13 protein-coding genes and 7 tRNA genes are annotated in these 17,919 nt (G+C 58.4%); 3 read left to right on the forward strand and 17 right to left on the reverse strand.

The window, feature by feature from the left end:
• Positions 1-57 precede the first annotated feature (57 nt).
• The gene (locus V3390_RS09770; protein ID WP_331704278.1) at positions 58-2,295 is read right to left on the reverse strand and encodes a TonB-dependent receptor; all 2,238 of its coding nucleotides are present in this window, start codon (positions 2,293-2,295) and stop codon (positions 58-60) included.
• 162 nt (positions 2,296-2,457) lie between these two features.
• Here V3390_RS09770 and V3390_RS09775 point away from each other — a divergent pair, with 162 nt between their 5' ends.
• Positions 2,458-3,852: a GntP family permease gene (locus V3390_RS09775; RefSeq protein ID WP_331689881.1), complete on the forward strand. Its 1,395-nt coding sequence runs from the start codon at positions 2,458-2,460 to the stop codon at positions 3,850-3,852.
• Between the two features lie 68 nt (positions 3,853-3,920).
• On the opposite strand, the gene V3390_RS09780 is transcribed toward V3390_RS09775, so the two are convergent.
• The 16 genes from V3390_RS09780 to grxC form a co-directional block, all read right to left on the reverse strand.
• Positions 3,921-5,891 carry a SurA N-terminal domain-containing protein gene (locus V3390_RS09780; RefSeq protein WP_331704279.1) on the reverse strand — a complete coding sequence of 657 codons (1,971 nt, stop codon included), beginning with the start codon at positions 5,889-5,891 and terminating at the stop codon, positions 3,921-3,923.
• Between the two features lie 112 nt (positions 5,892-6,003).
• Positions 6,004-6,080 (reverse strand) — tRNA-Asp (locus tag V3390_RS09785).
• Positions 6,081-6,189: 109 nt separating this feature from the next.
• A tRNA-Val gene (locus V3390_RS09790) sits at positions 6,190-6,264 on the reverse strand.
• A gap of 78 nt (positions 6,265-6,342) precedes the next feature.
• On the reverse strand, positions 6,343-6,615 hold the full coding sequence (locus V3390_RS09795) for an HU family DNA-binding protein (protein ID WP_331689879.1): 273 nt from the start codon (positions 6,613-6,615) through the stop codon (positions 6,343-6,345).
• A gap of 197 nt (positions 6,616-6,812) precedes the next feature.
• Positions 6,813-9,308, reverse strand: a complete 2,496-nt coding sequence (lon, locus tag V3390_RS09800) for an endopeptidase La (RefSeq protein ID WP_331704280.1) — start codon at positions 9,306-9,308, stop codon at positions 6,813-6,815.
• A gap of 171 nt (positions 9,309-9,479) precedes the next feature.
• On the reverse strand, positions 9,480-10,757 hold the full coding sequence (gene clpX, locus V3390_RS09805; protein WP_331704281.1) for an ATP-dependent Clp protease ATP-binding subunit ClpX: 1,278 nt from the start codon (positions 10,755-10,757) through the stop codon (positions 9,480-9,482).
• Between the two features lie 81 nt (positions 10,758-10,838).
• Complete coding sequence (gene clpP / locus V3390_RS09810) at positions 10,839-11,465, reverse strand: ATP-dependent Clp endopeptidase proteolytic subunit ClpP (protein ID WP_331689876.1); 627 nt, start codon at positions 11,463-11,465, stop codon at positions 10,839-10,841.
• 117 nt (positions 11,466-11,582) lie between these two features.
• The gene (gene tig, locus V3390_RS09815) at positions 11,583-12,878 is read right to left on the reverse strand and encodes a trigger factor (protein ID WP_331689875.1); all 1,296 of its coding nucleotides are present in this window, start codon (positions 12,876-12,878) and stop codon (positions 11,583-11,585) included.
• 54 nt (positions 12,879-12,932) lie between these two features.
• Positions 12,933-13,017 (reverse strand) — tRNA-Leu (locus tag V3390_RS09820).
• A gap of 140 nt (positions 13,018-13,157) precedes the next feature.
• Positions 13,158-13,233 (reverse strand) — tRNA-Lys (locus V3390_RS09825).
• A gap of 54 nt (positions 13,234-13,287) precedes the next feature.
• A tRNA-His gene (locus V3390_RS09830) sits at positions 13,288-13,364 on the reverse strand.
• 22 nt (positions 13,365-13,386) lie between these two features.
• A tRNA-Arg gene (locus tag V3390_RS09835) sits at positions 13,387-13,463 on the reverse strand.
• 12 nt (positions 13,464-13,475) lie between these two features.
• Positions 13,476-13,552: transfer RNA gene (locus V3390_RS09840), tRNA-Pro, on the reverse strand.
• A gap of 80 nt (positions 13,553-13,632) precedes the next feature.
• The gene (locus tag V3390_RS09845; RefSeq protein WP_331704282.1) at positions 13,633-14,643 is read right to left on the reverse strand and encodes an isocitrate dehydrogenase; all 1,011 of its coding nucleotides are present in this window, start codon (positions 14,641-14,643) and stop codon (positions 13,633-13,635) included.
• A gap of 64 nt (positions 14,644-14,707) precedes the next feature.
• Positions 14,708-15,103, reverse strand: a complete 396-nt coding sequence (locus V3390_RS09850; RefSeq protein WP_331704283.1) for a carboxymuconolactone decarboxylase family protein — start codon at positions 15,101-15,103, stop codon at positions 14,708-14,710.
• Entirely contained in the window at positions 15,100-15,378 is a 279-nt protein-coding gene (gene grxC, locus V3390_RS09855; protein ID WP_331689873.1) for a glutaredoxin 3, read from the reverse strand. Before grxC ends, V3390_RS09850 begins: the two co-directional genes overlap by 4 nt.
• 91 nt (positions 15,379-15,469) lie before the next feature.
• Between grxC and V3390_RS09860 the strand changes: the two genes are divergently transcribed.
• Together V3390_RS09860 and phoB are read left to right on the forward strand one after the other, a co-directional pair.
• Entirely contained in the window at positions 15,470-17,134 is a 1,665-nt protein-coding gene (locus V3390_RS09860) for a M48 family metalloprotease (RefSeq protein ID WP_425493050.1), read from the forward strand.
• 88 nt (positions 17,135-17,222) lie between these two features.
• The gene (gene phoB / locus V3390_RS09865; protein WP_331704285.1) at positions 17,223-17,918 is read left to right on the forward strand and encodes a phosphate regulon transcriptional regulator PhoB; all 696 of its coding nucleotides are present in this window, start codon (positions 17,223-17,225) and stop codon (positions 17,916-17,918) included.
• Position 17,919: the final 1 nt, after the last annotated feature.

Here is a 17,919-nt window from a genome sequence, read left to right on the forward strand (position 1 = left end):
TACAAAAAAGCCCCGGCACAAAGGCCGGGGCCGTTTCACTTCAAGTCACTGCAACGATCAGAAATCGTAGCGGACGGTCAGCGAGTACTGACGCGGCGCACCGTAGAAGCCGGTCAGCACACCGTAAGCGGCGATGTTATAGCCGGTGGTACGGTATTCTTCGTCAGTCAGGTTCGAGCCCTGCAGCGACACGGTCCATGGCTTCTTGCGCCAGATCAGACCGGCATTGACCAGGCCATACCCTTCCTGATAAATCGCCGGGCTCAGATCGGTGGTCGGCCAAACCGACGACTGATAGGTATAGCCGGCACGTGCGGTCAGTTCGCCACCGGCAATCATCGGCAGACGATGCTCGATGTTGAACGCACCGGAGAACTCAGGCGCATTGGTGAAATACTGCGTATCGGCAATATTGACGTTGCTGCTCATGAATTCCGTGTACTTGGAATCCATCCAGGCCAAGTTGCCGCTAATCAACCAGCGGTTCGAAGGCATCCATTGGTATTCCACTTCAAAGCCGTCGATCGTACCGGCACCGGCGTTGGTGAAGTCACCGAAGAAGCTCTTGGATCCGTTCGGCAGGGTGTACTCGGTGAACACGGACAGTTGGATGTCTTTGTACTTGTTATGGAAGTACGCGAAGTTCAGGAACAGGCTCTGATCGAGCAGGCCCATCTTGGTACCGACTTCTAGGCTGTCGACCTGTTCGTCACGGAAGGGGTCGCCTGAACGCGGTACGGATGTGGTGTTGGCACGGATGTTGTAACCGCCGGACTTGAAGCCGCGTGTCGCCGACACATAGCCCATGATGTCCTGCGTGAAGTCGTAGTTGACTGCCAGTTTCGGCGACAGGTTCTTAAAGCGGATGGTCTTGTCGAAGTTGGCGGCAGTGCCCCACGAAGTCGTATAGTTCGGCGTGGTGTAGAACTTGTTGAGCGCGATGGCGTGTTTCTTTTCATCGGTCCAGCGTGCACCGATATCCAGTCCCAGACGTTCGGACAGATCAATCGACCAGTCGGTATAGACCGCAAAGCTGTCCGTAATCACCTTACCCTGCGTATCGCCGAACAGCGGATTGGTGATGGTGGTTGCACCCAGCGGATTATGGAAGTAGTTCAGCACCTGGCCACCGGCTTCGCCGCTGAACATGTAGGCACCCATGACACCGCGCGCGCGGCCACCGCCATCGTAATTGAGCTGCAGTTCGTTACTCAGCTGTTCGTCGCTGTAGAACGCATGCACGTCAACATACTTGCCGGGCAAGGTATCAAAGTCGATGTCAGTCGAGGTATCGGACTCCCGCTTGGCGATGACATACTTGGCAGTCCAGCTCGGATTCATACGCCAGGTTGCGGTGGCGCTGACACCCTTCATGCCGGTGTCATTGACGTTGCCCATGCCACTGCGGATGTCATAACGGCTGTCGAGCGGCTTATAGGTCGAATTCAGCGGGTTAACAGCCAGCATCTTCGCGCCGCGGACACCGGACTGATCGTCCATCCAGTCAAAGGCCAGCTTAATGTCAAAGTCATCGCTGACGAAGGCACCGAGTTCACCGCGCAGCGCCAGGATTTCCTTGTCGCTCACCGGCTGACCGTTGGTCAGGTTGGTACCGAAGCCATCGCGATGCAGACTGGCAACGCTCAAGCGGGCACGCAGTGCATCGGTGCCCAGGATTGGACCGCCGATGGCGCCCTTCACATCGAGCTGACCGTAGTTGCCGACGGTTACCGAACCGAAACCGTTAGTCGTCTTAGGCAGTTCCTTGGAGATGTACTTGATCGCACCGCCAATTGTGTTCTTGCCGTACAGCGTGCCTTGCGGGCCGCGCAGCACTTCGATGCGTTCAACGTCGAACACGTCCAGCAATGCACCCTGCGGACGGGCGATGTACACGTCATCCAGATAAATACCGACACCGGGGTCCACACCCCACAACGGATCGGATTGGCCGATGCCGCGAATGTACGCAGTGACGGTGCTGCTGGAACCGCGAGCGGCGTAGACCGTCAGGTTAGGGACTTGAGCATCAAGATCACCCAGGTCCTGCACGTTCAAGGTCTCCAGGCGCTCCGGCGTAAAGGCCGTAACTGCGACCGGCACTTCCTGCAGCGTTTCATCGCGCTTACGAGCTGATACAGTGACTTTACCGAGCGACTTGACGCTGGAGCTGTCGTCTGCGGTCGTTTCCTTATCGGAAGAGGCGGCTTGGGACTCTTGGGCATAGACCGGCGTGGCCAAGGCGCCTAGAACGGCCAGACACAAGGCATGGCGGGCGGGGCTGCGACGAAACATTGGAACTACCTCGTATCGTTGACGATTGAATTTCCGCCGGAATCGGCGGGCATGACCACAACTTAACGAAATTTGCAGGTTTCGACAGTTGTCCTTTTGTCCAATGTGCGGACCGGGACCCGCGCTTGAAACTGGGGGTCGCCTTTTGTCTCGGACGCCTGTATGTCCTTCCTGATTGTTTTAGCTGCCCTGTGTTTCCTGATGTGGATCGCGTACCGCGGCCACAGTGTGATCCTGTTTGCGCCCCTGGTGGCGCTAGGAGCGGTTGCACTGACAGACCCGTCCTTAGTCGCCCCCATGTTCAGTGGACTGTTCATGGACAAGATGGTCGGCTTCCTTAAGAACTACTTCCCCGTGTTTCTGCTGGGTGCAGTGTTCGGCAAAGTCATTGAGCTGTCCGGATTCTCGCGCTCCATCGTTGCAGGTTCCATCCGATTGCTCGGCGAATCCCGCGCCATCTTATCCATTGTGGCGGTATGCGCCCTGCTCACCTACGGCGGCGTCTCGCTATTCGTGGTTGTGTTTGCGGTGTACCCGTTTGCGGCGGAGCTGTTCCGACAGAGCGGCATTCCTAAGCGTCTGATTCCCGGCACCATCGCGCTCGGTGCCTTTACCTTCACGATGGATGCACTGCCCGGTACGCCGCAGATCCAGAACATCATCCCCACCACGTTCTTCGGTACCGATGGCTGGGCGGCTCCGGTTCTGGGTGTTGCAGGTTCCATCTTCATCCTGATTGTCGGTCTGACTTATCTGGAATGGCGTCGCCGCCAAGCCAAGAATGCGGGCGAAGGCTATGGCGACCCCGCAACCCTGGTCAATGAGCCCGACACCGCCGCAGATACCACACTCAGCCATCCGCTGATTGCACTGCTGCCCTTAATTGCCGTTGGTGTCGTCAACAAGTTGCTCACGCAGTGGATTCCGACCCATTACGGTAAGGAGACATCCTTTATCCCCGCAGTCATGGGTCAGACCGCACCGGTAGTGCAGGAAACATCCAAGCTGGCTGCTATCTGGGCTGTTGAGGGCGCACTGATTGTCGGCATTCTGCTGGTGTTTGCATTTGCCGGCAAACGCGTCATGACGCAGTTTGCGAGCGGCAGTAAAGCTGCGATCGGCGGTGCGCTCCTCGCCGCAATGAATACGGCCTCCGAATACGGCTTCGGTGCGGTGATCGCTGCATTGCCCGGCTTCCTGGTCGTAGCGAACGCGCTGAACGCCATCCCTAATCCGTTAGTCAACGAAGCCATCACCGTGACCGCGCTAGCCGGTATTACAGGCTCTGCATCCGGCGGTCTGTCCATTGCCCTGGCCGCGATGTCCGAATCATTCATTGCGAACGCCAATGCTGCAGGCATTCCTATGGACGTCCTGCACCGCGTTGCGTCCATGGCCTCCGGCGGTATGGATACCCTGCCGCACAATGGCGCGGTGATCACGTTGCTGGCAGTTACCGGCCTGACCCATCGCCAAGCCTACAAGGATGTCTTTGCCATCACGATCATTAAAACCATGGCGGTGTTTGTGGTGATCGCGCTGTATTACCTGCTGTAACCGACCGTTCCGACCGGTACAAAAAAGGCGACCCTCGGGTCGCCTTTTCTGTTTCGTTCGAATCAAGCTCAGAGATTGCGGTCAAACACCGTCACCTTAACGTGACTGCGCTTGGCACGAATGAAGCTACGCACCTCTTCGATGCCGCGCCCCATACCGAACTGCTGCAGCAGCTGATTACGCATGGCCGGAGTGTACTGCGAGGTATCACCCGGTGTGACCTTGCGCAATTCCACCAGCATCGGCTGACCGTTGGTCAAGGTAAACACCTTGACTGCTGCGGCGCCCTTAGCCGACGCCGGAATCGCAAAAATCGCCTCGGACATCTTGGAGTCCAGACCTTGCGCCTGACGCGGCACGCCGTTCAGAACGCGCATCGGCAAACCGGCAGTTGCGCCGGCGACCGGCGAACCGGCCTTGATCTTGGCCATGATGGCATTCGCCTTGGTCATAGCGACCTTGTTGGCGCGCTCAAGACGCACTTGCGCGATGATCTCGTCGCGCACCTTAGCCAGAGGCAACGTCGCCGCCGGCTGGTGTGCGGTGACTCGCAGCAGCATCTTCTGGGTGGGCGACAGATCAATCGGATCACCGACAGCCTTGTCCTTGATCAGCGATTCCTTAAAGGCTTCGCGCTTGACCGCCGGAGTGGCAAATACGCCCTCGTTGGAGGAGCGCAACAGCGGACCCGCCGTTACCACAGTTAGACCGTTGGCTGTGGCGGGTGTCTTCAGATCCTGCGGATTGCTGTACACCGCATCGAGCACCTTACCGGTGACCGTGTTGAGGTTACGTGCAGCGTTGGCCTTATGGAGCTCAGCAGCAATCTCGGCCTTTACCTGCTCGAACGAACGCGCGTTGGAGGCGTTGATCTTGCGCAGCTGAATGACGTGCCAGCCGAAGTCGGTCTTGACCGGCTTGGAGATGCCGGCAGCAGTCATCGAGAACAGAGCCGTATCAAATGCGGCCGGCATGGTGCCCTTGCCTACGGCACCCAAGCTACCGCCCTGCGCCTTAGAACCCGTGTCTTCGGACTTTGCCTTAGCCACTGCGGCAAAGTCAGCACCTGCCGCCGTCACCTCGGCATAGATCGCATCAATCTTGCGCTTGGCTTCGTCCTGCTGGTCCTTGCCGGCGTTGGCCGGCAGGTTCACCAGAATGTGCGACGCTTCGCGCGTTTCAGTACCGGTGTACTTGGCAATGTCCTTGTCGTACTGGGCGCGGATCTGCGCTTCGGTTACCGGTGCCGGCGGCGGCAACTTGGCCGCGTCTATAATCACGTATTCGAGATTGACGCTCTCCGGTGCCTGCAGCTGACCTTTGTGAGTGTCGTACCAGGTCTTGATTTCGGCATCAGTAACAGCTGCAGTATCGGCAACTGTCGGCACGGCAATCAGTGCTGCATCGCGAGTCTCACCGCTGAGCTTGAGGAGATTGTCGAGCTCCTTGGGCGTGACGAACGAACTCGTCGCCAGCTGCTCGGTCAGCAGACGTTCCTGCAGGTTGTCACGGATCACCTGCTCAAACTGACGCGGCGTCTGCGGCGGACTCAATGTTCGCAGGCCCATGATGTACGCATTGGAATCGAACTTACCGTCGGCACCGATAAAGGCCGGGATCGTCATGATTTCCTTTTGCACCTGACCGTCGCTGATACCCATGCCGGCAGCAGTCGCACTGAGCGCACCGATCTTCTCATCGATCATGCGCTCCAGAATTTCACGCTTGTTTTCAGCACTGTCAAATGCGATGGCATCGAAGGCCTCGCCCTCGGCTTCACGTTGTGCCTGACGCTCACGCTCCAGACGCGAGCGGAACTCGTCCTGAGAGATTTCGGCATGATCGTACAGCATGCTGACCGGCCAGAACTTAGGGGCGCCGGGCCAGTAGGATGGCGGCGTATCAATACGGGCGACAGCAGTGGAGCCGCCGCCGACGTTGTACTGGTCAATACCAAAGATGGCAAACGGAACGATTAGCAGACCGAGGATGACGGTCGCGAACCAACCCGTGGATTTATCTCGCAAAAATTGCAGCATGTGGAAGCGCACAGTCCGATGAACGAATCGGTCATTTTAGCGCACCTTCGCCCCGGACCCGCGAGCACAAAAAAACAAGCCCCGCTACGAAGAGCGGGGCTTGCAGAATAAATGGCGGAGTGGACGGGACTCGAACCCGCGACCTCCGGCGTGACAGGCCAGCATTCTAACCAACTGAACTACCACTCCGCGCGCCTGACAATGTTGCCATCAGGTAAGGTTGACTATTCTGCCAAAGGATCTGGCATTTGTAAAGCCCTTAGGAAAACTTTTTTACATTGTTCCTAAGTTTTTTATTTGGTGCGGGCTGAGGGGATCGAACCCCCGACCCTCTCCGTGTAAAGGAGACGCTCTACCGCTGAGCTAAGCCCGCATGTCCGGTATCAGAACAAACACGCCGGCCCCCTTTCGGATGCCGGCGCGCTGTGGAATTGATGCTCCGGGCAGGCGCTTAGTTTACAGCGTCCTTGAGTGCCTTACCAGCCTTGAACGCCGGATTGTTCGAGGCCGGAATTTGAATTTCGGCCTTGGTTTGCGGATTGCGGCCAACGCGGGCTGCACGTTCACGCACCTGGAAAGTACCGAAGCCAACCAACGTCACGGCCTCTTTCTTTTGCAGGGTCTTGGTGATCACGTCAATCATTGCGTCAACGGCCTTGGCGGCATCGGTCTTGGAAATCTCGGCGGCGTCGGCAACGGCTGCGACGAAATCAGTCTTATTCATTGTGAAGGGCTCCTGCGCGAACATTGTCCGCTGTGTTGAAAGATTATTTCATTGATGCGCGACGTCAGGTCACGCTCGAATCCGGTGGCACAAATACCACCCGAATGCCTAAGTTATACCAGCGACTGTGGGGCACTGCAAGCAAAAAGGCCTGAAAATCAGGCCTTTTCACTGTCTATTGACACCGCCGCAACATCTTAGTGACGGGATCGGGATCCCGTCGCCGGACGCTTAGCCGCCGCACGCTTGCGAACGTTCTTTGCGGCAACCGTTTTGCGCACCGCCTTGCGGGCTTTTTTGGGCGGACCGACAGGACGTTCAAGTGCAATGTCGAGCACTTCGTCAATGTATTTGACGGGATGAATGCTCAGGCCTTCGTTCACGGACTTGGGCATATCGACCAGGTCTTTTGCATTCTCCTGCGGGATGATGACGGTCTTAATGCCGCCACGGAGCGCTGCGAGCAGCTTTTCCTTCAGACCGCCGATCGGAAGGACTCGACCACGAAGGGTAATTTCACCTGTCATGGCCACATCGGCACGCACGGGGACCTTGGTATACATGGACACCAGTGCGGTGGCCATTGCGATACCTGCAGAAGGACCGTCTTTAGGCGTGGCCCCTTCGGGCACGTGAATGTGCACATCGTACTTCTGGAACTGATCCTGGGCGATGCCAAGTCGATCTGCGCGTGCACGCACCACCGACATGGCGGCCGAGGCCGATTCCTTCATGACGCTGCCGAGCTGACCCGTTAGCGTCACTCCGCCCTTGCCCATCATCTGAGTCGTCTCGATCTGCAGCAGGTCGCCGCCCACTTCGGTCCAGGCCAGGCCGGTGACCAGACCCACTTCGTTCTCTTCTTCGGCACGGCCGAAATCAAAGCGACGCACGCCCAGGAACTGTTCGATGTTGTCGGGAGTGACCGTTACAGGCTTGGGCTTGACGACCTTGCCCTTGACCTTGCTTTTGACCGGACCGGCCAACGCAATCTGCTTGACGACCTTACGGGCGATCTTGGCGATTTCACGTTCGAGCGAACGCACACCCGATTCGCGCGTGTAGTAGCGTACGACTTCGCGCAGTGCTTCGTCGGTAATGCGGATTTCCTCATCACGCAGACCGTTGGCGGCGATCTGCTTGGGCAGCAGATAGCGCGACGCGATGTTGAGTTTCTCTTCTTCGGTGTAGCCCGGGATGCGAATCACTTCCATGCGGTCCAGCAGCGGACCAGGAATGTTCATTGAGTTCGAAGTTGCAATGAACATCACCTCGGACAGATCGAGATCCACCTCAAGGTAGTGATCGTTAAAGGCGTGGTTCTGTTCGGGATCGAGCACTTCGAGCAAGGCGGCCGCAGGATCGCCACGGAAGTCATTGGCCATCTTGTCGATTTCGTCGAGCACAAACAGCGGATTGCGGGTGCCTGCCTTGTTGAGGTTCTGCACGATGCGACCCGGCATGGAACCGACATAAGTCCGACGGTGTCCGCGGATTTCCGATTCGTCACGAACGCCGCCCAGTGCCATGCGCACGAACTTGCGGTTGGTAGCCTTGGCAATGCTCTGACCCAACGAGGTCTTACCGACACCCGGCGGCCCGACCAGACACAGGATCGGACCCTTCATTTGCTTGACGCGCGTTTGCACGGCCAGATATTCGAGGATGCGATCCTTGACCTTCTCGAGACCGAAGTGATCAGCGTCGAGTACGTCCTGGGCGGCCTTGAGATCTTTACTGACCTTGCTGCGCTTGGACCACGGGACACCGACCAGCCAATCGAGATAGTTGCGCACAACAGCCGCTTCGGCGGACATCGGCGACATTTGCTTGAGTTTGCCGAGCTCGGACTTGGCCTTGCTCTCGACCACCTTCGGCATTCCGGCTTCGGCGATCTTGCGGGTCAGCTCTTCGATGTCGTTGGGTGCATCGTCGTATTCGCCCAGTTCCTTCTGGATGGCCTTCATCTGCTCGTTGAGATAGTACTCACGCTGCGATTTTTCCATCTGCGATTTGACGCGACCGCGAATGCGCTTTTCGAGCTGCTGGACATCAATCTCGCCGTCCACCAGACCGATCATGCTTTCGATCCGCGCAGCGATGCCGGGAGTTTCCAGCAGCTTCTGCTTGTCGATCAGCCGCACGCCGAGATTTGCGGCAGCCGTATCGGCCAGACGCGAAGGATCGTCGATGGCCTGTAAGGTCTGCATCAGTTCTGCAGGCAACTTGCGGTTGGTCTTGACATACTGCTCGAACGAATTGAGCAAGGTGCGCGCCACGGCCTCGAGCTCGCGCGGATCGCGATCGGCCGTGCTGTTGATCTCCACGCCTTTGCCGACCAGTGCGCCTTCGGTCTCAGCAACATCGGAGATGGATGCGCGCTCCAGACCCTCGACCAGCACCTTGATGGTGCCATCGGGCAGCTTGAGCATTTGCAACACCGTGGCGACGGTGCCGACAGCATGCAAATCGTCTCCGCTCGGGTCATCAGTCTCGGCCGTTTTCTGCGCAACCAGCAAGATGCACTTGCTGTCGGAATTCATGGCAGCCTCTAAAGCCCGAATGGACTTGTCGCGGCCGACGAACAACGGAATAACCATATACGGGAACACGACAACGTCGCGCAGGGGCAGTACCGGCAAACGATCGGACGCTGCGGATTCTGGGGTGGATTTGCTCTTGGCCTTGGCCATGTGGTCTCCGGGGATTGCGATTGGGCGAACAAGTCGCCGCACTATCTCAGTGTATAGGGTCAGCGCGGTACAAACTCAAGCGATCGCCGGGATTCATTCAGCGGCCCGCAACGCAAAACGCCGCACCCTTTCGGATACGGCGCCCTGCAATTGGCGGAGCCTGACTCGGACTCAACCGGCGTCAGCTGCCGGTTGCTTGGAATTGTCATAAATCAGGTACGGCGGGGTGCCGTGCTCGACTACGGACTCATCGACCACTACCTTACGCACGTTCTCCAGCGACGGCAGATCGAACATGGTGTCAAGCAGGATGTTCTCGACGATGGTACGCAGACCGCGAGCACCCGTCTTGCGCTTGAGCGCCTTGCGGGCGATGGCTGTCAGCGCCTCGGGCCGGAATTCCAGCTCGACGTTTTCCATGTCGAACAACTTGCGGAATTGTTTGGTGATGGCATTGCGCGGCTCGGTCAGGATCTCGATGAGTGCGGTTTCGTCGAGCTCTTCGAGCGTTGCAATCACCGGCAGACGACCGATGAATTCGGGAATCAGGCCGAACTTGATCAGATCTTCGGGCTCCACTTGCGTCAGGATCTTGCCGGTATCTACCTTACGCTCGCTCGATTTGACCTTGGCACCGAAGCCGATACTGCCGGCCTCGGTCGATCGGGCCTGGATGACCTTTTCCAGACCGGCAAACGCGCCACCCACGATAAACAGGATGTTGCGCGTATCCACCTGCAGGAACTCCTGCTGCGGATGCTTCCGACCGCCCTGGGGCGGCACCGAGGCGACCGTGCCCTCGATTAGCTTGAGCAGCGCCTGCTGTACGCCCTCACCCGACACATCGCGCGTGATGGACGGGTTGTCGGACTTGCGCGAAATCTTGTCAATCTCGTCAATGTATACAATGCCCTGCTGCGCCTTCTCGACATCGTAGTCGCATTTCTGCAGCAGCTTCTGGATGATGTTCTCGACATCTTCGCCGACGTAACCGGCCTCGGTCAGCGTGGTGGCATCGGCCATGGTGAACGGCACATTGAGCAGACGGGCCAGCGTTTCGGCCAGCAACGTCTTGCCCGAACCGGTCGGACCGACCATCAGGATGTTGGATTTGGAGAGCTCGACGTCATCGTTGCGCTGACGCGACTCCATACGCTTGTAATGGTTGTACACAGCGACCGCCAACGTGCGCTTGGCGCGCTGCTGACCGATGACGTACTGATCGAGCGTTTCCAGAATCTCGCGCGGCTTGGGCAGCTGCGTGCGAGTCGCTGTCGATTTCTCCTCGAGCTCTTCGCTGATGATGTCGTTACACAGATCGACACACTCATCGCAAATATAGACACTAGGGCCGGCAATTAGCTTGCGAACCTCGTGCTGATTTTTACCGCAGAAGGAGCAGTACAGAACTTTGTTGCTGTCGCCGCGGGAATTGGTGTCGTCGTTCATGTTGCTTCCTGAACCGGCGCGCCGCACGCGCCGTATAACTTGATACTAGCGAAAATTGGGTCTTGCAGACACATCAGCAGATTAACCGGCCTGAATCGAGTCTTCGGGGCGGCGCTCCAGCACTTGGTCCACCAGGCCGTAATCACGTGCCGCATCGGCCGACTTGAAGTTATCGCGCTCGGTATCGTGCGCAATGGTCTCCAACGACTGACCGGTGTGCCTGGCCAGAATTTCGTTCAGACGGGTCTTGAGCGACAGGATTTCACGGGCATGAATATCAATATCCGTCGCCTGGCCCTGGAAGCCGCCCAAGGGCTGGTGAATCATGACGCGTGAATTCGGCAGTGAATACCGCTTACCTGCTGCGCCCGCTGCCAGTAACAGCGCACCCATGCTGGCCGCCTGACCGACACAGATCGTGCTGACATCGGGCTTGATGTACTGCATCGTGTCGTAGATGCCCAAACCGGCAGTCACCAGGCCACCCGGCGAATTGATATACAGGCTGATGTCCTTTTCGGGGTTCTCGGCCTCAAGGAACAGCATCTGGGCGATCACGACATTAGCCACGTGGTCATCAATAGGACCAACCAGGAAAATGACGCGCTCTTTGAGCAGTCGCGAGTAGATGTCGTACGAGCGTTCGCCGCGGGCGGTTTGCTCCACCACCATGGGGATCAGGTTCAGAGCGTGAGGTGCATTTTCCATTACGAAGGCCTGGTTCGGTTGCAATGTTTCTAATCTGGGGATAGATGTGTCAAAAAGCAAGCAAAAACGCCGGCTCCGAATGACGGAACCGGCGTTATTCAACGCTACGCCCGGTGTTTATTCAGGGCGGATGGCGTCGGCAAAGTCCAGCGCCACCTCGTTCTGACGAGCTTGACCGGCGATCCAGTCAAACACTTGTTCTTCCATTACGCGGTTCTGCACCGATTCAAACAGGTTGCGATCCTGACGGTACAGGTTGATCACTTGCTGCGGATCCTCGTACGTGGACGCAATCAGATTGATGGTCTCGTTGACGCGGGCCGAGTCGAGGCGCAGATCGTTCTTGCGGGCAATTTCGCCGACCACCAGACCAACCAGCACGCGCTTGCGAGCGGTATCGAGGAAGCCCAGATGGGTATCCTGGTCCAACGGATATTGCTGACCTTGCTGACGTGCCTGCTCGGCAACTTGCGCGACCATGGCCCGTGCTTCCTGCTCGACCAGACGCGGCGGCATCTCAGCCGACTCGTACTTGGCGATGAGTTGCTCACCGACCGAACGACGCAGACGCTGCATCAGGGCACCCTTGAGTTCACGCTCAAGGTTGCTGCGAATTTCAGTGCGGAACTGATCGGCATCGCCGCTGGCTACACCGAAACTACGGATGAAGGCTGCATCGACTTCCGGCATGACCGGTTCGCTGACTTCCTTGACATCGACATGGATTTCGACGGACTTGCCGGCGAACAGTTCAACACGCCAGTCGGCCGGGAAATCAACGGTGATGGTCTTTTGCTCGCCGACCTTCATGCCCTTGAAGCCCTCTTCGAGCTGCGGCAGAACCACGCCGGAACCGATAGCAGTGGCATTGCGCTCAACGCCCTCTGCCGGCACGCGTTCGCCATCGACCGTGCTGTACGATTCGAAACCGATCAGATCGCCATCTTGCGCGCCACGCTCAACCGGATTCCAGGTGCGGCGTTGCAGCTGCAGATTGCTGATCATGTTGTCAATGTCAGCGTCTTTAATTTCAGCGGTGTGACGGGTCACATCGAGCGTGGACACATCGAGATCACCGAAATCGGGCATCAGTTCGACGTGTGCAACGTATTGCAGGTCATTGCCCTCGACCGGTTCAACACTCGGATTACCGGCCAGACGGAAATCGTTGTCACGAATGGCGCCGCCCAGACCCTCACGCAGCAGACCGTCGATGGCTTCGCCGCGGACCTGATCGCCAAAGCGCTTTTGGATCACGCTGGCGGGGACTTTGCCCGGACGGAAACCCTTGATGTTTGCATTGCGCTGCAGATCCTTAAGACGGGTATCGACCAGCGAATTGAGACGGTCAGCCGGCAGATCGAGGATCAGCTTGCGACCGAGATTACCTTGCGATTCAACTGAGACTTGCATGTAGTGCTCCGAATACCCGCTGCTGTCGGAAACAGCACCGGGGTGAATGAAAACTGGTGCGAATGGAGGGACTCGAACCCACACGTCTTGCGACACTGGTACCTAAAACCAGGGCGTCTACCAATTCCGCCACATCCGCTTTTTGGAACCCGACATTCTGCCACAGTTGGACCAAAGCGGCCAGAACTACCGCCTATTTTCAGGCGTTTTATCGAACTGCAGGCAAAAAAAGAGCCCGGCGTTTGCCGAGCTCAGTGTTATACACACAACAGGAGAATTTGGTGGGCCGTCAAGGATTCGAACCTTGGACCAATTGATTAAGAGTCAACTGCTCTACCAGCTGAGCTAACGGCCCGTATTGAAATTGTAACAAATGTTGCGGTGCTTTGCATCATTTGCGCAAAAAAAATGGGGTGGCTGAGGGGACTCGAACCCCCGACCTCCGGAATCACAATCCGGAGCTCTAACCAACTGAGCTACAGCCACCATTGGAACACTTTTAATCGAGTGGCGCGCCCGGCAGGAATCGAACCTGCAACCCCAGGCTTAGAAGGCCTGTGCTCTATCCGGTTGAGCTACGGGCGCCTGGAGTAAAAATGGTCGGGGCTGAGGGATTCGAACCCCCGACCCTCTGGTCCCAAACCAGATGCGCTACCAGACTGCGCTAAGCCCCGCCGGCTCTTTCATGGCACGCCGTGCCTCGAAAGGTTGACCATTATGACGGGGCCCGCACAGGCTGTCAATAACGCCGACTTTACACCAGGCGCTTAGCAATCGCCTCGGCAAAGGACTGCGTGGTGCCGGTGCCGCCCAGGTCCGGCGTCAGGTTGTCCTTGGCCTCGAGCGTGTGCACGATGGCTTCGCGCAAGGCGGTGGCACGATCAGGCAATCCGAGATGATCGAGCATCTGTGCGGCAGCCAGCAGCAATGCGCACGGATTGGCAATGCCCTTGCCGGCGATATCGGGAGCCGAGCCGTGGACGGCTTCGAAGATAGCGGTGTCATCACCGATGTTGGCGCCCGGAGCCAGGCCCAGACCGCCGACGAGACCGGCGCAAAGATCGGACAGGATGTCGCCGAACAGGTTGGTGGTAACGATCACATCGAACTGTTCCGGACGCATCACCAACTGCATGCAGGTGTTGTCCACGATCATTTCGTTGCATTCGATTTCCGGATAAGCGGCGGCCACTTCGCGAGCGGTCTTAAGGAACAGACCCGAAGTCGACTTGAGGATGTTGGCCTTGTGCACGATGGTCACTTTTCTGCGACCGGTACGCTTGGCCAGCTCGAACGCATAACGCACGACGCGCTCGGCACCCTTGTGCGTTACACGCGAGGTGGAGGTGGCGATCTCACCGTCTGCGGAGACCGTCTGGCCATCGCCAATGTACAGACCCTCGGTGTTCTCACGAATGGTAATCAGATCGACACCGGTCGGGAAACGCGACTTGGTATTGGGGAAGGACTTGGCCGGACGCACGTTGGCGTACAGGTCGAACTTTTTGCGCAGCGTCACGTTGATCGAGGTGAAGCCCTCACCGACCGGTGTGGTCAGCGGCGACTTGAGTGCGATCTTGTTGCGGGCAATCGAATCCAAGGTGGTTTGCGGAATCAGCTCGCCCGAGGATTCGAGCGCGGCCAGACCGGCATCGACAAATTCGTACTGCAGACCCAGGTTCATGGTGTCCAGCACCTTGAGCGTCGCGTCCATGATTTCGGGGCCGATGCCATCGCCGCGGATGACAGAAATCGTCTGGGTCATTGTCGCTCCTGATTCTAAAAAGTTAGCCGAATATTATGCCACGAATCCGCTGAAAGCCGCCTGATTAGGCGGTTTCACCTTCGAGCTGGTCGAGAAAATCCACAGCGCGGCGCAGATGGGGAATGACGATCGAACCGCCCACCACCAGACCGACGCTGAACACTTCGAACATTTCATCGCGAGTCACGCCTGCTTCCTTGCACTGGGCCACGTGATAGCTGATGCAGTCATCGCAACGCAGGACCATGGACGCGGCCAGACCGAGCATTTCCTTGGTTTTCACATCAAGAGCGCCGGCCTGATAGGTCTGCGTATCCAGCGCGAAAAAGCGCCGCACGACCTGATTGGGCTCGGCCAGGATGCGCTCATTCATGCGCTGACGGTATTTGGTGAACTCCGCAACGCGGTCCGAAGTGTCGGCCGTAGCTGCGCCTTCTGCGTGATCCGAACAGGGCTTCACTGCGACTCACCGTTCAGCAGCGGCATCAGCTCGCCGGCGCGATGCAGGGCCATCATGTCGTCATAGCCACCCACATGACGGTCACCGATAAAGATCTGCGGAACCGAGGTGCGTTTGGTGATTTCGACCATGCGCTCACGGGCGGCGGGATCCTGATCGACGCGGATTTCGCTGCCGATTTCATAGCCTTGCGACTTCAGAAAGGTCTTGGCCATGTTGCAATAAGGGCACACGGCAGTGGTGTACATACGGATTTCGGGCTTGGCGTTACTCATGGGGCGGTTACCTGCGGTTTGAACTTACCTACCCGAAGTATGGTCGAATTATCCAATCTCAATTGATTATTGACGGATTAGCGTTTCAGTGTTGCGACAGACCGTTCTCGTTTTAGCCCTTACTCTGGCCACCGGCGCAGCAACTGCGCAGACGTGGTCGGTAGAGGACCGCAAGTTGCCGGAGATGGGTTCCTCGGCGGCGCAGCTACTGACGCCCGCCAAACGCGTCGAATACGGCAGCATGATGCTGGCGCAGATGCGGCACTACAACCTGGTCCTCGACGACCCGATGCTGGACCGCTGGTTGTCCGGCACGGGTGCCAATCTGGGCAAGCACAGTGCGCGTCCGGCCGATTCCTTCCGCTTCTTTCTGCTGCGCGATCGGCAGATCAACGCGTTTGCCACACTCGGCGGCTATATCGGCGTCAACTCCGGCCTGGTGCTGGCGGCGCAGAATGAGGACGAAGTGGCCTCAGTGCTCGGACACGAAGTCGCGCACGTCACACAAGACCATGTGTTGCGCTCGGTAGAGCGCTCGCAACGCGATCAGCTGCCGGTGTTGCTGGCCATGCTGGGCGCCATTGCGGCCGCTCAGGCCGGCGGCAACAGCTCGGGCAATGCCGCCATGGCCATCATGACCGGCGCGATGGGACTGGCGCAGCAGCGACAGATCAACTACACCCGTTCGGGCGAGCAGGAGGCCGATCGCATTGGTATGCAGACACTGATCCGCAGCGGATATAACGCCAACGCGATGGCCGAGTTCTTTGCGACACTGCAAAATCGCATGCGCGCCAACTCTGCCAACTATTACGGCGAAGAGCCGCCCGAATATCTGATGACCCACCCGGTCACCACCAACCGGATCTCCGATGCCCGTGCACTGGCCCAGCAATACATGGCCGACCCCGCAAAACTGAAAACGGGCGCTCCGATTGGTGCAGGCATCGGCAACACCAACTCTCTGCTGCCCAGCAGTTTGAGGGTCAGCAGTACCGCTATGGCCGCAGCCACCGCGGCCGCGAGCGCGAGTTCGGGGCCGCGCGGTGGCGACTTTGCCTTCGCCAAGGAACGTTTGCGGGTTCTGAGTGAGGAACAACCCGGCAGCTCGCTGCGTGAATATCAGGCCATCGAAAAGCGTGGCGCGCTGACCGATGCGCAGCGCTACGGCAAGGCGGTGGCGCTCATGCGTGCCCAAGGCGGCGCAAATATAGCGCAAAGCATGGAATTGCTGCGGGGACTCGCCGGCGTTAACGCCGGCAATTTGTGGATTCGCATGGCCGAGGCGGAAAGCCTTAGTCGCTCGGGTCAGACCGGCGGCGGCGATGCCATTTACCTGCAACTTCTGCGTGAATATCCGGGCGATCGGGCCGTGAGTCTGACCTATGCCGACTCGCTGACCAATCGGCAGAACAAGGCCTCAGCCCAGCAGGCTCTGCAGGTCTTGCGGCCGCTCGAGGACAAGCTGCCTGATGATCCGATGTACTGGTTGAGCCTGGCTCGAGCCTATCAGGCAGCAGGAGATGAGGTCCGTGCCGGCCTGGCCTTCGCCGAGAATGCCTATGTGCGAGGCCTGACCGAACAGGCACTGGTGCAGTACGAGACGATCAAACGGCGCACCGATCTGGACTACTATGCCCGCGCCCGAGCCGATGCCCGCATCGCCGAAATCAAACCGATGGTGCTGGAACTGCGGCGCCAGGGGCTCGAGGACCCCGACCTGCACGGTCGCAAGCAGGATCCGGACGGGTTCTGACCCACCTCCATACGCTGAACGGCGCTGTCATACCTCTGTCACGAAACTGTAGTCTTATACTGGCACCTAGAGTTGCCGGTATTGACCAGTGCAAAAACGCATTCTGATTGTTGAAGACGAGGCTGCCATCCGTGACATGGTGGCCTTTGCTGTTCGTAAAGGGGAATACGAACCGGTGCTCGCTGCCGATGCCCGCGAGGCGCAAGCCGCCGTCGCCGACCGTGTTCCCGACCTGATCCTGCTCGATTGGATGCTGCCCGGCACCAGCGGCATTGAGTTGGCGCGCCGTTGGCGCAAAGACCAGATCACTCGCGATGTACCGATCATCATGCTGACGGCCCGCGGCGAGGAGAACGACCGCGTTAACGGTCTGGAGGCCGGCGTCGACGACTACGTGGTCAAGCCCTTCTCGGCCCGCGAGCTGCTGGCACGGATCCGGGCAGTCCTGCGTCGTAGCCGCGATGACGAACCCGATGGCAGTGTCGAGGTAGGCCGTCTACGCATCGACGGTGCCGGTCACCGCGTGTACGCCGGCGATCAGCAGCTGCAGATCGGCCCGACCGAATATCGCCTGCTGCACTTTTTCATGACGCATGCGGAGCGCGTGTACTCGCGTTCGCAACTGCTGGATCACATCTGGGGTGGCAACGTCTATGTCGAAGAGCGGACCGTCGACGTCCACATCCGCCGCCTGCGGAAGACGCTAACGCCGTTCGGTGCTGAAGACATGATCCAGACCGTGCGTGGCGCGGGGTATCGGTTCTCCGCATCGCCGATCGGATAAA

The organism is Aquilutibacter rugosus (assembly GCF_036541335.1).
GTDB lineage: Bacteria > Pseudomonadota > Gammaproteobacteria > Xanthomonadales > Xanthomonadaceae > Aquilutibacter > Aquilutibacter rugosus.

Coding starts and splice junctions, on each gene's coding strand:
- V3390_RS09770 (WP_331704278.1), bottom strand. CDS start 2,295: ATGTTTCGTCGCAGCCCCGCCCGCCATGCCTTGTGTCTGGCCGTTCTA.
- V3390_RS09775 (WP_331689881.1), top strand. CDS start 2,458: ATGTCCTTCCTGATTGTTTTAGCTGCCCTGTGTTTCCTGATGTGGATC.
- V3390_RS09780 (WP_331704279.1), bottom strand. CDS start 5,891: ATGCTGCAATTTTTGCGAGATAAATCCACGGGTTGGTTCGCGACCGTC.
- V3390_RS09795 (WP_331689879.1), bottom strand. CDS start 6,615: ATGAATAAGACTGATTTCGTCGCAGCCGTTGCCGACGCCGCCGAGATT.
- lon (WP_331704280.1), bottom strand. CDS start 9,308: ATGGCCAAGGCCAAGAGCAAATCCACCCCAGAATCCGCAGCGTCCGAT.
- clpX (WP_331704281.1), bottom strand. CDS start 10,757: ATGAACGACGACACCAATTCCCGCGGCGACAGCAACAAAGTTCTGTAC.
- clpP (WP_331689876.1), bottom strand. CDS start 11,465: ATGGAAAATGCACCTCACGCTCTGAACCTGATCCCCATGGTGGTGGAG.
- tig (WP_331689875.1), bottom strand. CDS start 12,878: ATGCAAGTCTCAGTTGAATCGCAAGGTAATCTCGGTCGCAAGCTGATC.
- V3390_RS09845 (WP_331704282.1), bottom strand. CDS start 14,643: ATGACCCAGACGATTTCTGTCATCCGCGGCGATGGCATCGGCCCCGAA.
- grxC (WP_331689873.1), bottom strand. CDS start 15,378: ATGAGTAACGCCAAGCCCGAAATCCGTATGTACACCACTGCCGTGTGC.